At 61.8% G+C, this 18,512-nt stretch carries 22 protein-coding genes; 11 read left to right on the top strand and 11 right to left on the bottom strand.

Annotated features, from left to right (window positions below):
* Positions 1-34 precede the first annotated feature (34 nt).
* Positions 35-958, top strand: a complete 924-nt coding sequence (locus QOL81_RS09300; protein WP_193145937.1) for a DUF7916 family protein — start codon at positions 35-37, stop codon at positions 956-958.
* Here the strand turns inward: QOL81_RS09300 and QOL81_RS09305 are convergent.
* Entirely contained in the window at positions 955-1,983 is a 1,029-nt protein-coding gene (locus QOL81_RS09305) for a methyltransferase (protein ID WP_197658345.1), read from the bottom strand. The two genes, QOL81_RS09300 and QOL81_RS09305, sit on opposite strands and share 4 nt — an antisense overlap.
* A 354-nt stretch (positions 1,984-2,337) precedes the next feature.
* On the opposite strand from QOL81_RS09305, the gene QOL81_RS09310 reads away from it, so the two are divergent.
* The 5 genes from QOL81_RS09310 (at position 2,338) to QOL81_RS09330 (ending at position 6,454) form a co-directional block, all read left to right on the top strand.
* Complete coding sequence (locus tag QOL81_RS09310; protein WP_060421050.1) at positions 2,338-2,730, top strand: hypothetical protein; 393 nt, start codon at positions 2,338-2,340, stop codon at positions 2,728-2,730.
* Positions 2,731-2,916: 186 nt separating this feature from the next.
* Complete coding sequence (locus QOL81_RS09315; protein WP_060421052.1) at positions 2,917-3,966, top strand: ABC transporter substrate-binding protein; 1,050 nt, start codon at positions 2,917-2,919, stop codon at positions 3,964-3,966.
* A complete protein-coding gene (locus QOL81_RS09320) occupies positions 3,963-4,964 on the top strand; it encodes a FecCD family ABC transporter permease (protein ID WP_049201062.1) in 1,002 nt (333 codons plus the stop codon). Before QOL81_RS09315 ends, QOL81_RS09320 begins: the two co-directional genes overlap by 4 nt.
* Positions 4,957-5,736, top strand: coding sequence for an ABC transporter ATP-binding protein (locus tag QOL81_RS09325; protein WP_060421054.1), 780 nt, complete (start codon positions 4,957-4,959; stop codon positions 5,734-5,736). The genes QOL81_RS09320 and QOL81_RS09325 overlap by 8 nt, the downstream gene beginning before the upstream one ends.
* Complete coding sequence (locus QOL81_RS09330) at positions 5,729-6,454, top strand: substrate-binding domain-containing protein (RefSeq protein WP_080432950.1); 726 nt, start codon at positions 5,729-5,731, stop codon at positions 6,452-6,454. Before QOL81_RS09325 ends, QOL81_RS09330 begins: the two co-directional genes overlap by 8 nt.
* 28 nt (positions 6,455-6,482) lie before the next feature.
* On the opposite strand, the gene QOL81_RS09335 is transcribed toward QOL81_RS09330, so the two are convergent.
* The gene (locus QOL81_RS09335; RefSeq protein ID WP_080432949.1) at positions 6,483-7,283 is read right to left on the bottom strand and encodes an alpha/beta fold hydrolase; all 801 of its coding nucleotides are present in this window, start codon (positions 7,281-7,283) and stop codon (positions 6,483-6,485) included.
* 236 nt (positions 7,284-7,519) lie between these two features.
* On the opposite strand from QOL81_RS09335, the gene QOL81_RS09340 reads away from it, so the two are divergent.
* Positions 7,520-8,275, top strand: a complete 756-nt coding sequence (locus tag QOL81_RS09340; protein WP_180548253.1) for a CDP-diacylglycerol diphosphatase — start codon at positions 7,520-7,522, stop codon at positions 8,273-8,275.
* 48 nt (positions 8,276-8,323) lie between these two features.
* Here the strand turns inward: QOL81_RS09340 and QOL81_RS09345 are convergent, their stop codons facing one another.
* The 7 genes from QOL81_RS09345 to lsrK all read right to left on the bottom strand — a co-directional run bounded on the left by QOL81_RS09345 (position 8,324) and on the right by lsrK (position 14,365).
* Positions 8,324-8,626: a hypothetical protein gene (locus QOL81_RS09345; RefSeq protein ID WP_084826618.1), complete on the bottom strand. Its 303-nt coding sequence runs from the start codon at positions 8,624-8,626 to the stop codon at positions 8,324-8,326.
* The gene (locus tag QOL81_RS09350) at positions 8,623-9,258 is read right to left on the bottom strand and encodes a division plane positioning ATPase MipZ (protein ID WP_038879975.1); all 636 of its coding nucleotides are present in this window, start codon (positions 9,256-9,258) and stop codon (positions 8,623-8,625) included. The genes QOL81_RS09345 and QOL81_RS09350 overlap by 4 nt, the downstream gene beginning before the upstream one ends.
* 271 nt (positions 9,259-9,529) lie before the next feature.
* Positions 9,530-9,871 (bottom strand): HNH nuclease YajD, encoded by a 342-nt coding sequence (gene yajD, locus QOL81_RS09355; RefSeq protein WP_016928619.1) that lies wholly within the window; start codon positions 9,869-9,871, stop codon positions 9,530-9,532.
* 54 nt (positions 9,872-9,925) lie between these two features.
* Positions 9,926-10,387, bottom strand: a complete 462-nt coding sequence (locus tag QOL81_RS09360) for a GNAT family N-acetyltransferase (protein WP_060421064.1) — start codon at positions 10,385-10,387, stop codon at positions 9,926-9,928.
* A gap of 53 nt (positions 10,388-10,440) precedes the next feature.
* Entirely contained in the window at positions 10,441-11,334 is an 894-nt protein-coding gene (locus tag QOL81_RS09365; RefSeq protein ID WP_060421066.1) for a LysR family transcriptional regulator, read from the bottom strand.
* 59 nt (positions 11,335-11,393) lie between these two features.
* Positions 11,394-12,578: an MFS transporter gene (locus tag QOL81_RS09370; RefSeq protein ID WP_048233016.1), complete on the bottom strand. Its 1,185-nt coding sequence runs from the start codon at positions 12,576-12,578 to the stop codon at positions 11,394-11,396.
* Between the two features lie 221 nt (positions 12,579-12,799).
* Positions 12,800-14,365, bottom strand: a complete 1,566-nt coding sequence (lsrK, locus tag QOL81_RS09375) for an autoinducer-2 kinase (RefSeq protein WP_060421069.1) — start codon at positions 14,363-14,365, stop codon at positions 12,800-12,802.
* A gap of 192 nt (positions 14,366-14,557) precedes the next feature.
* Here lsrK and lsrG point away from each other — a divergent pair, with 192 nt between their 5' ends.
* The 3 genes from lsrG (at position 14,558) to QOL81_RS09390 (ending at position 16,518) form a co-directional block, all read left to right on the top strand.
* On the top strand, positions 14,558-14,851 hold the full coding sequence (gene lsrG / locus QOL81_RS09380) for a (4S)-4-hydroxy-5-phosphonooxypentane-2,3-dione isomerase (RefSeq protein ID WP_043146917.1): 294 nt from the start codon (positions 14,558-14,560) through the stop codon (positions 14,849-14,851).
* A gap of 87 nt (positions 14,852-14,938) precedes the next feature.
* The gene (locus QOL81_RS09385) at positions 14,939-15,844 is read left to right on the top strand and encodes an EamA family transporter (protein WP_197658347.1); all 906 of its coding nucleotides are present in this window, start codon (positions 14,939-14,941) and stop codon (positions 15,842-15,844) included.
* An 83-nt stretch (positions 15,845-15,927) separates the two neighbouring features.
* Entirely contained in the window at positions 15,928-16,518 is a 591-nt protein-coding gene (locus QOL81_RS09390) for a LysE family translocator (protein WP_142109475.1), read from the top strand.
* Here the strand turns inward: QOL81_RS09390 and QOL81_RS09395 are convergent.
* Positions 16,494-17,321 carry an AraC family transcriptional regulator gene (locus QOL81_RS09395; RefSeq protein WP_169318152.1) on the bottom strand — a complete coding sequence of 276 codons (828 nt, stop codon included), beginning with the start codon at positions 17,319-17,321 and terminating at the stop codon, positions 16,494-16,496. The two genes, QOL81_RS09390 and QOL81_RS09395, sit on opposite strands and share 25 nt — an antisense overlap.
* 69 nt (positions 17,322-17,390) lie before the next feature.
* Between QOL81_RS09395 and QOL81_RS09400 the strand changes: the two genes are divergently transcribed.
* Positions 17,391-17,609, top strand: coding sequence for a DUF7661 family protein (locus QOL81_RS09400; protein ID WP_038879994.1), 219 nt, complete (start codon positions 17,391-17,393; stop codon positions 17,607-17,609).
* A 9-nt stretch (positions 17,610-17,618) separates the two neighbouring features.
* On the opposite strand, the gene QOL81_RS09405 is transcribed toward QOL81_RS09400, so the two are convergent.
* The gene (locus tag QOL81_RS09405; protein ID WP_033637570.1) at positions 17,619-18,467 is read right to left on the bottom strand and encodes a PA4780 family RIO1-like protein kinase; all 849 of its coding nucleotides are present in this window, start codon (positions 18,465-18,467) and stop codon (positions 17,619-17,621) included.
* Positions 18,468-18,512 lie beyond the last annotated feature (45 nt).

Here is an 18,512-nt window from a genome sequence, read left to right on the forward strand (position 1 = left end):
ATCCATTCCCGCTAACGTCATCGGAGCTTGCCTCATGAAACGCTATCTGGACTGCAGCGCCAGCGATCTGGCCGATATCGGCAAAGCCGACCTGCTCTATGCCATCCGCGCCAGCGAAGGGCGCATTTTGGTCAGCGAAACCATCGCGGTCACTCAGCCGCTGCTCAATAACGTCACCAACGCCGAGCTGGCGGCCAGCCAGGGCGCCGACCTGCTGCTGCTGAACCTGTTCGACGTCGACCAGCCGCACATCGCGGGCCTGCCCGCCGACGTGCCGCCGCAGGAGGCGCTGCGCACGCTGCAGCGCCTGACCGGGCGGGTGATCGGCGTGAACCTGGAGGCCGTCGATCCGGCCTTCGCCACCGAACATAACGATTTCTGGCAGATGACGGCGGGGCGCGCCGCCACCGCCGAGAATGCCCGCAAGCTGTATCAGCTCGGCGCGCGCATGCTGGTGCTGACCGGCAACCCGAACAACGGCGTCAGCAATCAGGCGATCGCCGCCGCGCTGAAAGCGATTCGCGATGAAGTGGGCGACGAGATGGTGCTGGTGACCGGCAAGATGCACGGGGCCGGTATCGTGCGCGAAAGCGGCAGCCAGCTGATCGGTGAGCAGGATATCGCGCTGTTCGTGGAGAACGGTGCGGACATCGTGCTGTTGCCGGCGCCGGGCACCATTCCCGGCATGTCGCAGGAGAAAGTGGCGGCGCTGATCGCCTTTGCTCAGCGGCAGGGCGCGCTGGCGATGACGGCGATCGGCACCTCGCAAGAGGGCGCCGACGTGCAGACCGTGCGGCAGATTGCGCTGATGAGCAAAATGGCCGGGGCGGACCTGCACCATATCGGCGATACCGGCTATCTGGGGCTGGCGCTGCCGGAAAACATCTTCGCTTACAGCGTGGCGATTCGCGGCGTGCGCCACACCTACAGCCGCATGGCGCGCTCGGTGAACCGCTAAGCCTGGAGCTTTTGCGCCGTCACGATGCTGAAATAGCCGAGCGACGGCAGCACCTGAGCAGGCCCGAAGCCGACGTCGCGCAGCAGGTCGCCGATTTCCCTGCCGGAGTATTGGCGGCCCTGCGTCCATCCCATCATCATCAGGCTGTACCCCGCGGCGGCAGGCGGCCCGTCGCCGTCATCGTTGTACAGCACTTCGTGGATCACGATCCTCCCCCCGGGCGGGAGGGCCGCATAGCTCTTTTGCGCCAGGAAGCGGTTCTTGTCCATCGGCCAGTCGTGGAAAATATTGGAGTACAGGTGCAGATCCGCCGCCGGGTAGGGATCGCGCCACATATCGCCGCTGTGGGTGCCGATGCGCTGGCTGAGACCGTAATGGCGCGCGTAGTCGGCGGCGAGCGGGCACACCTCCGGCAGATCGAACACGGTGCAGGTCAACGTCGGCCAGTGGGCCGCCAGGCTGATGGCATGGGCGCCGGAGGCGCCGCCGATATCCAGCGCCGCGCGGCAGGCACCGAGGGGCAACAGCGCCGGCCAAACGCTGGCCGAGCCCATGCTCAGGCTGTGCATGGCGTGGGTAAACCGCCGCATTCTGTCGGCGTCGAGCGTATGGGTTTCAAACAGCTCCTGCTCGCCGTACACCTGCGAGGTATTTTTTCTGATGGCGCTTTCCAGGTTTTTCAGCGAGAAAATTTCGCTATTTTCAACCATCAAATCCCAGAAGTAGCCGAAATAAAGCGGGTTGTTTTTTAACAAAAAGGTTTCCGCTTCCGGCGTGAGAGAGAATGTTTCACCGTCTCTGTCTATCAATTTCAATGCCAATAACGCCATGACCAACGTTTCCGCCGGGCGTCTTTCCACATTGGCCTGAGCGCATATATCGGTCAGGTTGCGGGGGTGCAAAGCAATAAATTCAAAGATGCCCAGGCGATGCGCGATAAGTACCGCCGGATAGAGATATAAATTCATCGTGATATCGAGAATGGTTTTGTCGTCGCATTGCGGCGGCCGGACGGAATAGTTCATGTGAATCCCCTCCCACTAGGCATGGCGCGTCTTAACAGGCTATGTCACGCCTATGATTTTAGCAAAGGGCGGGAGCACGATTGACCACAGGCCAACACTTCCGTTGCAAATAATTCCTGGGTGAGATTATTTTTAATATGAATTGAGCGCGGCCAATATCGAGCATGAAAAAATGATACCGGGCGAGGGTCATTACCCTATCGTGCGTTTTTATTTTATTGGGGGTTAACTTAATCACAGTTATTAACGCGTTAGGGTTGTGCTAATCTAGGCCGCCGTTATACCGTAGCGGTGTTCGCATTCTTTTTGTGAATAATTAAAACTTAACTATTTCATTATTAAAACGAGTTAACAATGAAAAAAAGCATTCTGACCGGCATGATTGCCGCGACTCTGGGCCTGTTCAACACCGCTAACGCTGAAGGGATGGATCCTGCCGCATTGAAAAACGTTTATGACATCACGCGCAATACCGCCGGGCTGATGTCTTACTGCGTCGATAAAGGCTTCCTGAAAGCCGACAGCATCGACAACGCCAAGAAAATGGTGGCCTACGTGGCGGCTATTCCCGGCGGCGTCGACACCCGCGATGGCGACAAGCGCGAAGCGATGGGCCGTGAAGGCAATGTGCTGAACGACGACGGCAAAGTGGTTGCGTTGGAAAAAGAAGCGCCGCAGGGGCTGCAGACATGGTGCCAGCAGGCTGACGAAGGGATCCGCCAGGGTCTGACGTCTATCGGTCAATAAGTCTTCTTCACGCGCCCTTACAGGGCCGATGGGATCCGTCGCCGCACCGGCGGATCCGCTTCCAGGATCGCATTCACGCCTCGTTTTACCTCCCGAGTACCCGCATCCGGTTTGATCCCGCTGATTGTTTCGCCATGCTCATCGCTATATTATTTGCTATACAACGATAATCAACCGGTCACTGCCATGTTTAACTTTCTCCCGCGCCTGCTGTTGGCGCTTGTTTTGTTTTCCACCGCCGCCCAGGCGGATCGCCAGGTCACCGATCAACTCAACCGCCAGGTGACGTTGCCCGATCGCATCACCCGCGCGGTGGTGCTGCAACACCAGACGCTGAACCTGTTGGTGCAGCTTGATGCGATGCCGCAGGTGGTCGGCGTGCTCAGCAGTTGGAAAAAGCAGCTGGGGCCAAACTACCTGCGGCTGGCGCCGACGTTGGCAACCCTGCCGATGCCGGGCGATCTGACTTCGGTGAACATCGAGAGCCTGCTCGGCCTGCATCCGCAGGTGGTATTCGTGGCCAACTACGCGCCGCCGGAGATGATTGCGCAGATCGAACGGGCGGGCATTCCGGTGGTGGCGGTCTCGCTGCGCCGCGAGGCAGCCGATCAGGCGGGCAAAATGAACCCCCAGCTGAGCGATGAAGATCGGGCCTATACGCTGGGGATGCAGGACGGCATTCGCCTGATCGGCGAAGTGATGTCGCGTCAGCCTCAGGCCGAAGCCCTGATTAAGGACGTCATTCAGCAGCGCACGCTGGTCGCCGAACGGCTGCGCGATCTGCCGGAAGATCGGCGGGTGCGGGTGTATATGGCCAACCCCGATCTCACCACCTACGGCGCCGGCAAGTATACCGGGTTGATGATGCGGCACGCCGGGGCGCTCAACGTGGCGGCGAAGGAAATTCAGGGGTTTAAACAGGTTTCTATCGAGGATGTCCTGAAGTGGGATCCGGCGGTGATTTTCGTGCAGGAGCGCTACCCGGACGTGGTGAAACAGATCCTGACGTCACCGCAGTGGCAGCCGATCGACGCGGTGAAGAATAAGCGGGTCTACCTGATGCCGGAGTACGCCAAGGCCTGGGGATATCCGATGCCGGAGGCGATGGCGCTGGGTGAGTTGTGGATGGCGAAAAAACTTTACCCGCAGCGCTTTGCCGATATCAATCTGCAGCAGCGGGTCGACGCTTACTATCAACGTTATTACCGCGCCACCTGCTGCCAGAGCGGGCAATGAGGCTGGGCTGGCTGGCGTTGTTGACGCTGTGCTGCGCGCTGTTTTCGCTCGGCGTTGGCCGCTTTCAGGTGCCGATGACGCACAGCCTGATGATTTTGCTGGAGCCGTTCACCGGGCAACATTATGCAGGCATCGATGCTATCCAACGCCAGGTGATCCTGGGTGTGCGCGTGCCGCGAGTGCTGTTGGCGATGGGCGCCGGCGCGGCGCTGGCCCTGTGTGGCGCGGCTTTGCAAGGCGTCTTTCGCAACCCGCTGGTCGATCCGCATATTATCGGCGTGTCTTCCGGCGCGGCGTTTGGCGGCACGCTGGCTATCCTGCTCAGCCTGCCGTTGGCGGCGCTGCTGCTGTCGGCTTTTGTTTTCGGCATGGCGGCGCTGCTGCTGATTTTCACTCTCACCAGCGCCATTGCGCGGCGCAATATTCTCTCTTTGGTACTGGCGGGGGTGATCCTCAGCGGCTTTTTCTCCGCCTGCGTCAGCCTGATGCAATATCTGGCGGATACCGAAGAGAAACTGCCGAGCATCGTGTTTTGGCTGCTCGGCAGCTTTGCCACCGCCGATCGGCAAAAGCTGCTGATGCTGTTTGTGCCTTTGCTGTTGGCCGGCGGCTTGCTGTTGGCGCTGCGCTGGCGCATCAATCTGCTGTCGTTGGGCGATGAGGATGCCGGTGCATTGGGCATCAACGTTGAGCGCACCCGCTGGCTGATTTTGACGCTGTGCGCCGCCATCGTGGCCGCCCAGGTGGCGGTCAGCGGCAGCATCGGCTGGGTCGGCTTGGTGATCCCGCACGTGGCGAGGCGGCTGGTGGGGCCGGATCACCGGCGCCTGCTGCCGGCTTCGCTTTGCCTGGGGGCCCTGTACATGCTGTTGATTGACGATTTGGCGCGCACGCTGAGCAGCAGCGAAATCCCGCTGGGCATTCTGACCGCGCTGATTGGCGCGCCGCTGTTCGCGCTGCTGTTGCGCCGCGCGCAAGTGAGAGGCTGGCATGACTGACACCTTATTGGCCGCCAGGGGCGTGAGTTTCGCCTGGCCGGGCGGGGCACCGCTGTTCCAGCATCTGGACATTCAGCTGCGGCGCGGCGAAGTGCTGGCGGTATTGGGCCCGAATGGGCGTGGCAAGAGCACGCTGCTGCAGCTGTTGTTAGGCAGCCTGACGCCGCAATCCGGCGAGATTGAGCGCCACGGTGAGATGGGCTTTGTCCCGCAGCACTTTGCGCCGCCGTTCGCCTATCGGGTGCTGGATATCGTATTGATGGGGCGGGCGCGCCATGTCGGCCTGTTCCGTTCACCGTCAGCCGAGGACCATCGGCTGGCGAGAGAAGCGTTGCAGTCGTTGGATTTGCAGCACCTGGCAGAGCGTGAGTTTGGCAGCCTATCCGGCGGCCAACGTCAATTAGTGATGATCGCTCGCGCGTTGGCGATGCGCTGCGAGGTGTTGATTCTGGATGAACCGACTTCGGCGCTGGATCTGCATTACCAGGATCGGGTATTGAGCCTGATGGCCCGCCTGGCGCGGGAGCAGCGGTTGGCGGTGGTGTTCTCCACGCATCAGCCCAACCATGCTCACGCGGTGGCCGATCGAGCTTTGCTGCTGGGCAAGGAAGGGCGCAGCCGGCTCGGGGCCTGCCGCGAGGTGTTAACGGCGCAATCCCTGTCGCCCCTGTTCGAGCTGGCGATCGAACGGGTGCCGCTGACGGTGGCGGGCCGCCGTTACGCGACGCTGGTGCCGCTGTATCGCAGCCAACTGGAGCGACATGATGAGTGATATCCTGCTGTTTGCCGCCGGCAGCCTGCGGCTGGCGTTTGCGCCGCTGCTGTCGGCATTTCAGCGGCACGCCGGGCAAAAAGTCACGGCGGAATTCGGCCCGGCGGGGTTGTTGCGCCAACGGATAGAGAATGGTGAGCGGCCACAGCTGTTCGCTTCGGCCAACCTGGCGCACCCGCAAAGGCTGGCGGATCTCAGTATCGCGGGGGCGGTGCAGATTTTTGCGCGCAATCGGCTCTGCGTGACGGTTCGCAACGTGCCGGCATTAACCGAACGTCCGCTGCCGGAGGTGCTGTTCGATCCGCACTGGCGCCTTGCCACCTCGACACCGGGGGCAGATCCTTCCGGCGATTATGCGCAGCAGCTTTTCGAACGCTGTGAGCAATGCTGGCCGGGGCAAGGGGAAGCGTTGCGCCGCCGGGCGCTGCCGTTGGTTGGCGGTATGGATTCCGCCCCGGTACCGGCGGGCCGGCTGGCGGCGGAATATCTGATAGGCGGCGGGCAGGCGGATATTTTTCTCGGCTACGCCAGCTATGCTCCGGCTTTAGCCGCCTACCCGACGTTGGCGGTGCGGCCGTTGGCGCCGCCGCTGGACATTGAGGCGGATTACGGTTTATGCCTGTTGGATGACGGCGCACAGCGGTTGGCCGCATTTATCTTGAGCGAACAGGGGCAGGAAATCCTGAGCCGACACGGGTTTATGCGGCGCGCGGAATGACTCGCCGGGCCAGGCGGCCCGGGGAATCTTACCAGAACAGCGGGGTAGTGTTTTCAGCCAGAAACGCCAGCAGGGTTTCGTTGACCGCCGCCGGGTTTTCCTTGTTGCTGATATGCCCGGCGTTGGGGATCAGCACGTGCCGACAGCCGAGAAGATCGGCCATGCGCTGGCCTTCCGCCGGCGGGCGCGGTTTATCCTGCGCGCCGGTGATGACGATGCTGGCGGCGGTGATGTTTTTCAGCAGCGGCAGCTTGTCGGGGCGACCGAAGATCATCCGGCCCAGCGGGACGATGCTCTCGCGCAGGCGATCGGCGGGCAGGCTCTGCAGATGGGCCAGCAATGGCTGCGACAACGCATCGGGTACTTCGTCGGAATAAAACTGCGCGGCGATGTATTCCAGCAGCGGCGAAGTGATGGCGCCGGCCTGTTCAACGGCTGCCAGCATGCCCATATAGCGCTGCCGCGCCTCCGGCGTTTCGTCGCCCAGATAGCTGTCCATCAGCGCCAGCACCTTGACCCGCTCCGGCGCCAGCGCCGCGAGTTCGGCGCCCCACATGCCGCCGACGGACAGGCCGACGATGCCGAACTCTTCAATATCCAAATGATCCATCAGCGCCAAATGATCGGCGGCGATATCCGACAGGCTGTTTCGCCCGGCCGGCAGCGCCGGTGAGTCGCCGTGGCCCCAGAGATCCGGCACGATCAGGCGGTAGCGTTTCGCCAGCGCTTCGAACTGCGGTGCCCACATGTTCAGATCGAACAGATAGCTGTGGCCCAGCAGCAACGGAAAGCCTGAGCCCACGTCGAGATAATGCAGGGATTTGCCCATCGTTGGCATCTTATCGGTTCCTTATATAAAGAGAGTCCGGCTGCTTATATCACACTCATATTCAACCTGCGGTATTAATTTACCTTAAATTACTTAGGTAAACCCTTATTTTTAATTTCTCTTGATAACAAGACGTCAATGAAAGGTGACGCTAAGGATAATATTCTGGTGACGATAAGAGCCTTGGTTTATGCTGGCGCTCCTTTCAAGATGGAATAGGTAAACAGGGAGTCACGATGAAAAGACTTTTCAGACTATTAATTATTTTGCTTGTCATTTTGCTGCTGGCGGCGGTGCTGTGGTGGTTCTTCGGGCGTGGTAATCCGAATGCGCTGTGGCAAATCGTCAGCCAACAGTGCGTGCCCAATCAGCAGCAGAACAACGATCCGGCGCCCTGCTTAAAGGTTGATTTAACCGAGGGTTATGTGCTGTTTAAGGACAGCAAAGGCCCCTATCACGATCTGGTAATGCCAACCGAAAAAGTCAGCGGCATCGAGAGCCCGGCATTGCAGACGGAGCACGCGCCGCCTTATTTCGCCCAGGCCTGGAATAACCGGGAACATATATCCGGCGAGCTGGGTAAACCGTTAAAAGATGCGTGGCTTTCTCTGGCGGTCAATTCGAAATATGGCCGCTCTCAGAATCAGCTGCATATTCACGTTGCCTGCCTGCGTCAGGATGTCTATAACGCGCTGGGGCAGCAGGCGGAACAATTAGATCAACAGTGGCGCCCGCTGGCGGTGAAATTGGTCGGCCACCAATATCTGGCTAGAAAATTGACGGGCACCGATTTAACCCAGGAAGATCCTTTCCGGTTACTGCAGAACTATGTGGTCGAGCAGGGTGACAGCATCGGCAATTATGGCCTGGCGCTGGCGGTCAGCCCACAGGGCGAGATGCTGCTGTTGGCGAACCGTTTGAAGTTGACCGACCTGAACCTGGGCTCGGCCGGCGAAATTCAGGACTACCAATGCGCGGTGGCGGGGAACTGAAGGTGATGACAACCCGCCGGCTGTGGCTCGCCGGCGGCTGTAGTGCGTTCAAAGCTTCTTCAGCAGTTCCAGCAGCTGCGCTTCGCTTTTCTCCGCCAGCCCGTCGATGGCCAGCTTGATGATGTCGGAGCGGGTGATACGCACGATGCCGCTGCGCGCCGCCTGCACGATCACTTCATCGATGGCTTCAATGTGGTTGTCCGTCAGGCTGACGGAGATCGCCTTGTAGGTGCGCTTGCGGCCGGCCGGTTTGGCTTCCGGCGCGGGCGCAGTGACCGGCAGCGTGTGCGAGGTGGCGCTGTTGATGAATTCGTCTTCCGACATGCGGTGGGTGGGGGTGCGTTTCTTCACAGGATCACCTCTTTCACCAGGCATTCAATTTCGCTCTGCGCCTTTTCGTTGTTCGCCTCATGCACGGTGATGGCTTCGCCCCAGGCGTCGCGGTAAATCTTGCGGTCGCACAGGCGGTGGCTCACCAGCGTGAACTCCGGGTATTCGCTCAGCACCTGCGCCGCTTCGTTGGCTTCATTGATGAAGATGTTGGTCGGGCACATGTTCAGCACGATGTAGCCTTTGACCTTCTCGTTGTATTCCTGCGCGGTGGAGAACATCTCCGACAGATAGCCGACGGTGTCGAGATCCATCTGCGAAGGGCGCAGCGGCGAGAGGAACAGATCGGCGGCCAGCAGCCCGGAACGCAGCTCGGCGCTGTCGCGGCCGGCGGTGTCGACGATCACGTAGTCGTAATGGCGATCCAGCTCCAGCAGCGTTTCCTTGATTTTGCCCGACGCGGCCACCACCGGAATGTGCGGCAATCCCTCAACGTTCTGACGGTCGTTGTACCAGGTCATGATCGATTTCTGGTCGTCGGCATCGACGATGATCGCCGTCTTGCCTTGCTTAAGAATCAGATACCCGGCGATATTCACCGCTTTCGTCGACTTGCCGACGCCGCCTTTTTGCGAGCCAATCAGGACAATCATGCTGCCATCTCTCAAGTTATTAAGCTGATAACTTATTAAGTTAATGCGCTTATTAGGTTGATAATCAAACAGGTTAACAAGAACAACTCGCGAACAATATGCACCAACTGCGGCGGCTTGCCAAGCCAGTATGTCGTTAACTGCGCAGCTTATTTTGCGCTGGATAGCCCGGATGGGTAAGTAGGAATTCTCTGGGAAGTGGCGATGCGGAGGCGGGTTTTGTTAATTTAACAGCTTAATAAGTTAGTGGCCCATTAAGCTGTTGTCGACATTATTTCTTCATCATCGCCTTCAGGTTGGCGAACGGGTTGTGGGTGGCGACGCCGACATCTTTCTGCGCGTCTTCACCGGCCACCACCGTCGAACCGTATTGATCGGCTTCGGTGTATTTCGAGTGCTCGTGGTCGTGGCAATACAGGCACAGCATTTCCCAGTTGCTGCCGTCTTCGGGGTTGTTGCTGTGATCGTGATCGATGTGGTGCACCGTCAGTTCGCGCAGGTTGGAATAAACGAACTCGCGCGAGCAGCGCCCGCATACCCAGGGGAACAGTTTCAGCGCTTTTTCGCGGTAGCCGGTTTCCAGCTTCGCATAGTTTTTGGGGATATAGGCCATGGTGGTCGTCCGTCGTGAATCACTATGCGACAAATAATACCACACTGCGTGCGGTTACAACGTGCGGCTCATCACCGTGACGGCTTCGCCGGCGATCTGGCGTTGCTCCAGCGAGCGCCAGCCGAGTTTCTGATACAGCGCCTGCTGATCGGGCGTGTACAAATAGAGTTCGTCTATGCCCTGGGTCCGGCCGTGTTCGACGCAGCGTGCAATCAGGCGACGGGCAATGCCTTGGCCGCGGTGCTGCGGGTGAGTGAAGACTTCGCTCAGCCAGTATTGGCGCTCCGGTTTATCCGCCAGTTCATACAACGTCAGGCTGGCGGTACCGAGAATCTGTTGTTGCGGCGACAGCGCCAACAGCACGACGCCCCGCTGCCCGGGCGCGCAACGTTCGGCCAGACGCTGGCTGATGGTGTCACGGCTGCTCCATTGCGCAAAGGCGCCCCATTCCTGATGCAGTAACTCGGCCAGTTCGTCAATACGCCGGCGATGTGCCGGCAGAGGTTCGATACGCATGGTGCGACCATTTCGTTGCCCGGAAGATAAGCCACTATAGCCGGCGAGAGCGGTTAATGAAACGTCTCCACCGCCCAGTCGATAAACGCCCGCAGCTTGCCGCTGAGGTGGCGGTTGGACGGGTAGACCACGTACATCTGCTCCGGCGGCGGCTGCCAGTCGTGCAGCAGGCTGACCAGCTCACTGCTGTCGAGGTGCGGCTGCGCCATAAAGCGATAGGTCTGGATGATGCCCAACCCGGCCAGGCTCGCCGCCAGCAGCGCGTTGCCTTCGTTGATGCTGACCGGATAGCGTTGCTGGATGGCGATCTCTTTGCCGCGCTCGACATAGCGTTGCGGATGGATGCGGTCGTTGACCGGATGGCGATAGTGCACCATCGGGAAACCCTGCTCCAGATCGCACGGGTGGCGCGGCGTGCCGTGGCGCGCCAGGTAGGCCGGGGTGGCGCAGCTCACCCAGTCCAGATCGAACAGGCGGCGGGCGATCAGGCTGGAATCGGCCAGCGGGCCGCTGCGGATCACGCAGTCGGTGCTGTCGCTAATGAGATCGATAACGCGGTCGCCGACGCTCAGATCGATCTGTATCTGCGGGTAGCGCGCCAGAAAATCGGGCAGGGCGGGCAACAGCAGCCGGCGCGCGGTGCCGCCGCCGGTGTCGATGCGCAGCACGCCTTGCGGAGAGCTTTGCGATTCGGTCAGGCAGCCTTCCATCTGCTCCAAATCCGCCAGCCATTTCACCGTATTCTGGTAATAGCATTCGCCTTCGCGGGTGACCGACACGCTGCGGGTGGTGCGCTGAAACAGCTTGGTCTGCAGGTGATCTTCCAGGCTCTGGATCAGCTTGGTCACCGTGGCTTTCGGCATGCCCAGCGAATCGGCGGCGCGGGTAAAGCCGCCGGTTTCCACCACGCGGTTAAACACCCGGATGGCGAGTAGATGATGGTCCATAGGCTCTCAGCGCAACGCCCCGGCGGCGGCCGGGGCGCGTTTCTGCGGATAAATAAGGATTAACACTGTTTAGCGCCTATCACGCCGGAGCGCAAGCTGAGGCCGAACACCAACGCGGCGGAGAGGATCAGTGCGCCGCCGAACAGCATGGCGCTGCTGACGCCCTGCCAGTCCACCACCTCGCCGCCCAGCAGTGCGCCGGAGGCCAGCGCGATCTGCACCACGCATACCAGCAGCGCCTGGCCGGCTTCCGGCGCCTGCGGCACCGCGGCGAACATCCAGTTGGTGGCGCATACCGGCACCGCGCCGAAGGCCAGTCCCCAGACCATCACCATCAGCGTGGCGCCGCCAAGGCCGCTGAGCAGCGGCGAGACGATGAGGATGGCTGCCAGCATGGCGGCGATCAGGATGAAGGTGGCGCGCAGGCTGTATTCCCCCAGACGCTCGCCGAGGAAGGTGCCCAGCAGGCCGATGGCGCCATAGGCCAACAGCTGCAGCGAGATTGCCGACGGGCTGAGGACGAACACCTGTTGCAGCAGGGGCCGCAGATAGGTGTAGGCGGCGAAGTGGCCGATGAACAACAGCACGATGGCGATCAGGCCGATGCGCGCCATCGGCAGGCGCAGCGGCAGCACCAGATCGCGCGGCGTGACCGGCCGGGAAGGCGGCACCGAGGTCAGCAAACGCAGCTGCGCCAGCAGTACGCCGACCGCCAATGCCGCACCGCCGAAGAAGGCGGCGCGCCAGCCGAACAGATCGCCGATCAGCGCCCCCGCCGGCACGCCGCACACCGCGCCGACCGAGATGCCGCTGAGGATCAGCGCGGTGGCGCGGCCCTGGCTGGCTTCCGGCACCAGATGGCGGCCGTAGTTGGCGGCGAACGACCAGAAGCCGCCGACGCAGATGCCCAGCAGCACGCGGCCCAGCAGCATCATCGGGAAGTTGACGGCCAGCGCCGCCACCAGGTTGGAGACGATCAGCAGCAGCGACAGCCCCAGCATCAGTAAACGCCGGTCCAGGCGGCCGGAAATCAGGCTTAATGCGGGGGCGGCCACCGCCGCCACGATGCCGGGCATGGTGACCATCAGCCCGGCGGTGCCGGTGCTGACGCCGAGCGAAGGGGCGATATTGGTCAGCAGGCCGATCGGCAGAAACTCGGTGGTGACCATGACAAAACAGGCGACCGTCAGCGAGAAGATCGCCGGCCACGGGGATGATGCAGGTTTATCTTTATTATTCAGCATAATGCCGCTCGTCTTGGGTGAATGCGCAGGCCGCGCTCGGGGCGCGGTGTGACCGAAGTCACAATCTACGGCAGGCCGAAGCCGCGGATAAATCCGTTTGCGGTGGTTACACTGTTTCTGAGGGGAAACAATCGCCGGCGGCGAGTGAAAACGCGGCTTGCGCCGCGCTGAGGGGAAAGGAATAAAACGGCATAAGGTTATGACCGAATGCCGCGTGGCGTTTACAGCCCCGGCGCTTTCCACAGCGAAGTGGTCAGGCCGTTATCCACCAGCGTCAGCTGATCGGCGTAAACCTGCCGCCAGGTTTCTTTCTGTTCCTGATACAGCGCGTGGTGGGTCATGTCCGGCTGATGCTCGCGCTCCCAACGCACCAGGCGCTCGCCGGTTTCGGCCAGCGACTCGTACAGCCCGGCGCCGACGCCGGCGGCGATCGCACAGCCCAGCGCGGTGGCCTCTTTCACCACCGGCACCCGTACCGTCAACCCGGTGACGTCGCTGAGGATCTGGCTCCACAGCTTACCCTTGGCCCCGCCGCCGGCGAACACCAGCGAGCGCGCCTGCACGCCGGAGAAGGCGGCGATCTGCTCCAGGTTGCAGGCGGAGACGATGGCGGCGTTCTCCTCCAGCGCGCGGAACAGCGTCTGTTTGTTGCAGCGCTCCGGGTCGATCGACATATTGATGAACGACGGCGCCGCGTGGTACCAGGTTTTGAAATGCATGGCGTCGGAAAAGATTGGCATCACGCCGTAGGCGCCCGGCGGCACCCTGGCCGCCATCTCTTCCAGCAGGCTGTAGGCATCGACCCCCAGCCGCTCCGCCAGCAATTTTTCCTCCGCGCAGAAAGCGTCGCGGAACCAGCGCATGGTCAGGCCGGTAAAGAAGCTGATGGATTCCGCCTGCGCCATGCCGGGAATGACGTGGGGGTTGATGCGGATGTTCATCTCCGGATCGATGGCCGGCTCCGGCAGATTGACGATCTGCTGCCAGAAGGTGCCGCCGAGCACCGCCGTCTGCCCGGCGCGCACGATGCCGAGCCCCAGGCTGCCGAGCTGCACGTCGCCGCCGCCCATCACCACCGGGGTGCCGCGCAGCAGCCCGCTCTCCTGCGCCGCCTGTTCGGTGACGCGCCCCAGCACGCTGCCGGTCTCTTTCACCGGCGACAGAATATCGGCGCGCAGCCCGGCCATGTCGAGCAGCGCCGGGCGCCAGTCGCGGCTGGTCAGATCCAGCATGCCGGTGGTGCCGGCGTTGGAAGGATCGACCGCCAGCTCGCCGCTGAGCATGTTGGCCAGCCAGTCGCTGATCATGGTCAGCGTCGCCGCCTGGCGGTAGATGTCCGGCCGATGGTGCGCCAGCCACAGCAGGCGCGGCATGGCGCTCAGCGCCAGCGTCTGGCCGGAGTATTGATACACTTCGCGTTCGAAGCCGTGGTTGTGCAGCTCTTTCAGCTCGCTGACTTCGCGGCTGGCGCGCGCATCGACGTTGGCGCAGGCCCAGATCGGCACACCGTTGCGGTCGTACAGCACGATGCCTTCACGCATCGAACAGCAGGCCACCGCGCGTATCGCCTGCGCCGTCAGCCCGGCGCGCTGCAAGGCCTGGCGAATGCACTGGCAGGCCAGCTGCCAGTTGCGGCTGAGGTCAAACTCCATCGAGCCGGGCACGCCCGGCACCGCCAGGTGTTGCCACTCCGCCTGGCCGTGCGCGATCTGGTTGCCCGCCACATCGAAGATCACCGCGCGAATGCTGCCCGTTCCTGCGTCCAGCGCCATCAAGTAGTTGTCCATAGCCTATGCTCTCAGGGGGAGGAGTGTTAACTATAGATGCCGCCGCCTTACCCCGCCGGGGGAGGAGTGGGCGTCGCTGATGCGATTTGTGAGCCAGGCGGCAAAATTGCCGTTGCGGCGGGCAATCGACGGGAATAAACCTATGGTTGGAAAGAGTCATTTTGCGGTACGCCGTTTAAACAAGGAGTTGCCATGCACGTCACATTGGTTGAGATCAACGTTAAACAAGACAAAATCGACGAATTTATCGATGTTTTCCGCGCCAATCATCGGGGGGCAATCGAAGAGCCGGGCAACCTGCGCTTCGACGTGCTGCAGGACGAACAGATTCCGACGCGGTTTTACATCTACGAAGCCTATCGCGACGAGCAGGCGGTGGCGGCGCACAAGCAGACCCCGCACTACCTGCAGTGCGTGGAGAAGCTGGAAGCGCTGATGACCGGCCCGCGCAAGAAGACCACCTTTATCGGCCTGATGCCTGAATAATCGCCGGCGTTTGTCGGTGTCCATGCGCCCGGTTTGGTTGTAACCTGCAAGCTAAAGCGAATTTTCAATGGGATAAGCGGGGCGAGGATGATATTGCGCGATCGGCTGTTGGCGCTGTTGGTGGTGGTGATCTGGGGCGTGAATTTCGTCGTGATCAAGTTCGGTTTACAGGGCATGCCGCCGTTTCTGCTGGCCGGAATGCGTTTCTTGCTGGTGGCGTTGCCGGCGATCTTCTTTATCCCGCGCCCGACGATCCCGTGGAAATGGCTGCTGCTGTACGGCATGACCATGAGCTTCGCGCAGTTTGCGTTTCTGTTCGTCGCTATCAAGGTGGGGATGCCGGCGGGGCTGGCTTCGCTGGTGTTGCAGGCGCAGGTGTTCTTCACCCTGCTGTTGGGTGTCGTGCTGATGGGTGAAAAGCTGCGCGTCAACCATTTTGTCGGCATCGCTATCGCCAGCGGCGGCATGCTGGTGCTGGCGCAGGCCAGCCTGCATAAGCCGGGCAGCGGCGCGGTCCCCCTGGCGGGCCTGCTGCTGACGCTGGCGGCGGCGTTTTCCTGGGCGCTGGGCAACCTGACCAACAAGAAGATTCTGGCCGGTTTCCCGCAGCGTAATATTTTATCGCTGGTGGTGTGGAGCGCGCCGATCCCGGTCGTGCCGTTCCTGGCCTGCAGCTGGCTGTTCGACGGCCCGCAGGCGGTGCTGAGCAGCCTGAGCCATGTGCAGGCCGGCACCTGGCTGGCGGTTGCCTACCTGGCGTTCGCCGCCACGCTGTTCGGTTATTCGGTGTGGGGCAGCCTGCTGGGGCGCTATGAAACCTGGCGGGTTGCGCCGCTGACGCTGCTGGTGCCGCTGGTCGGGCTGTTCGCCGCCTGGCTGCTGCTGGACGAAGCGCTGTCGCCGGCGCAGTTCGGCGGCGCATTGCTGGTGCTGGCCGGCATGGCGGTCAACACCTTCGGGCTGCCGCGCCGCCGGCCGGCGATCGCGCGTTAAACCGAACAGGGCAATTCTGTTCAATACGTTGTCGGCGGCGGTCGGCATTCTGGCGCCTGTGAATTCTTTCTCAGGTGCCCATCATGAATATCTACCTTTCCATGGCCGCGTTTGCGCTGGCGGCCTCCATCACCCCCGGCCCGGTCAACATCGTCGCATTAAGCGCCGGGGCGCAATTCGGCTTTGGCGCGACCCAGCGTCACGTGTTCGGCGCCACGCTGGGGTTTACCCTGTTGCTGGTGCTGCTGGGATTGGGCATGCACCAGTTGCTGATCCTGTGGCCGGCGCTGACCCGCTTGATTCAGTGGGCCGGCGTGGCCTTCCTGCTGTTTATGGCCTACCGGCTGGCGTTTGACGACGGCAGATTGGGCAACGGCGCGGCGCGGGCGCCTTCCTGTTGGTACGGCGCACTGATGCAATGGCTGAACCCCAAGGCGTGGCTGGCGTCGGTGGCCAGCCTCGGCGCCTTTGTCGGCGACGGCGATATCCGGCTGCTGTGGCAGTTCGCCGGGCTCTACTTCGTGATTTGCTATGTCTCGGTGGCCTGCTGGGCCTATGTCGGCGCGATGCTGCGCGGCCTCCTCAGGCAGGCGCGCAACGTGCGGCGTTTCAACCGCGCGATGGCGCTGCTGTTGGCGGTCAGCGCCTGCTATCTGCTGGCGGACGGTTTTTGATACTGGCCGGGCGTGGCGGCCAGCAGCTGCTTGAAGGTGCGCTGAAAGTGCGCCTGATCGGCAAAGCCGCTTTCGCTGGCGGCCGCGGCGATCGGCAGGCCGCTCTTCAACAGCCGATGGCCGTGCTGCACGCGGCGGTTGACCAGATAGGCGTGCGGCGTCATGCCGTAGCGCTGGCGGAAGGCGCGGATCAGGTAAGAAGGGGACAGCGCGGCGGCGTGGCAAATGTCGTCCAGCGTCAGCGGCCGGGTGCAGTGCGCGTCGATAAACGCCGCCGCCGCTTCCAGTCGGGTATGCGGCGGTGTCTCCGGCTGGCGGACAGCGCCCAGCCCGAGCTGCAGGGCGCTGAAATACTCCACCATGGCGATCTGTTTTTCCAGCGCGCAGCACAGCGGATCCGTCAGCAGCGCATAAAGCCGGTTCAGGCCGTGGAACAGCGCCGGATCGCGGCTGAGCGGCTGGCTGAACGGAACAAAACGGTCACCGTCGCCGCCGAGCAGCTCCTGCTGCAGCGCGCCGAGCCAGGCGAGATCGAGATAGAACATGATGTACGACCAACGGCGATCGGCAATGGGATTGCAGGCATGCGCCTGCTGCGGGTTGATGACAACCAGATCGCCGGCGCTGACCTGCATGCGCCGCTCGCCGTTGACATAGGTGCTGACGCCGCCGGTGATGGCGCCGATGGAAAAGAATTCGTGGCTGTGCAGGCTGTAGCACACCTGGCGGCCATCCGCGATGGCGCGGGCTTCGACGAACGGCAACTGCGGATCGCGCCAGAACTGCGGCGTTTTTTCACTCATACGCTTTCCTTTTCACTGCGGCGGCATCACAGTGTTATAGCCTGAAAGCGACGAGGGGGGGAATGGCGGATGATGATTTTTAACGTGTTCGGCCGTCTGCTGGGCGTGAAGCGCATTGGGGACGAATGGCGGCTGTTCCGCGTGACGCTGCCGGAGCGCAAATATGCCCCCAGCTACGATATCGTGCTGCCGGCCGATCTGCGCGAAGAGGAGATCGCCGGCTATCTGGGGGATATCTATCACGAGGCGGCGACGCCGCAGCGGCCGGACGTGTTTCGCGTCGAATAGCGCGGCGCGTTACTCTTCCGCGTTGCGTGCCATCATGCGGCGTTGATGTTCCTCGCCAGCGGCCTGGATCTCTTCCAGCACCGAGCCGACGTCGGCGCGTTTCAGGGTTTCGCTGAACCGGCCGCTGAGGACGCTGTCCGGCGTCAGGTTGCCTTCCTGATACAGCGCCCAAATCTCTTTGGCGTATTGGCTGTCGCGCAGTTCCGGCGCGAACTGGCCGTAATACTCGGCCAGATTACCGATATCGCGCTCGAACATGCTTTTGGCGTGGTTGTTGGCGGCGGCGTCCACCACCTGCGGCAGATCGATGATCACCGGCCCGTCTTTATCCATCAGCACGTTGAATTCCGACAGGTCGCCGTGCACCAGCCCGGCGCACAGCATGCGCACCGCGTAGTTCATCATCAGGGCGTGATCGGCGCGCGCCTGTTCCGGCGTCAGGATGACATCGCTCAGGCGTGGCGCCACCAGGCCTTCTTCGTCGGTGATCAGCTCCATCAGCAGCACGCCGTCCAGGCAGATGTCCGGCTGCGGCACCCGCACCCCGGCCTTGGCCAGCAGATACAGCGCGTCCACTTCGGTGTTTTGCCAGGCTTCTTCCTGCTGCTGACGGCCGAATTTGGAGCCTTTGCTCATGGCGCGCGCGTCGCGGCTGTTGCGCACCTTGCGTCCTTCCTGATAGTGAACGGCCTGCTTGAAGTTGCGCTTCTCGGCCTCTTTGTACACTTTGGCGCAGCGGATCTCATCGCCGCAGCGCACGATAAACACGTCGGCTTCTTTGCCGCTTTTCAACCGGCGGATGACGTCGTCGATTAACCCGTCATCAACCAGCGGCTGGAGTCGTTTTGGAATTTTCATGCAGCCTTGTACCCTATTTAGGCTCCGGTGTGAATGGCTTGCGCA

The sequence above is a fragment of the Serratia sp. CC22-02 genome (genome assembly GCF_900182895.1).
GTDB classification, from domain to species: domain Bacteria; phylum Pseudomonadota; class Gammaproteobacteria; order Enterobacterales; family Enterobacteriaceae; genus Serratia; species Serratia nevei.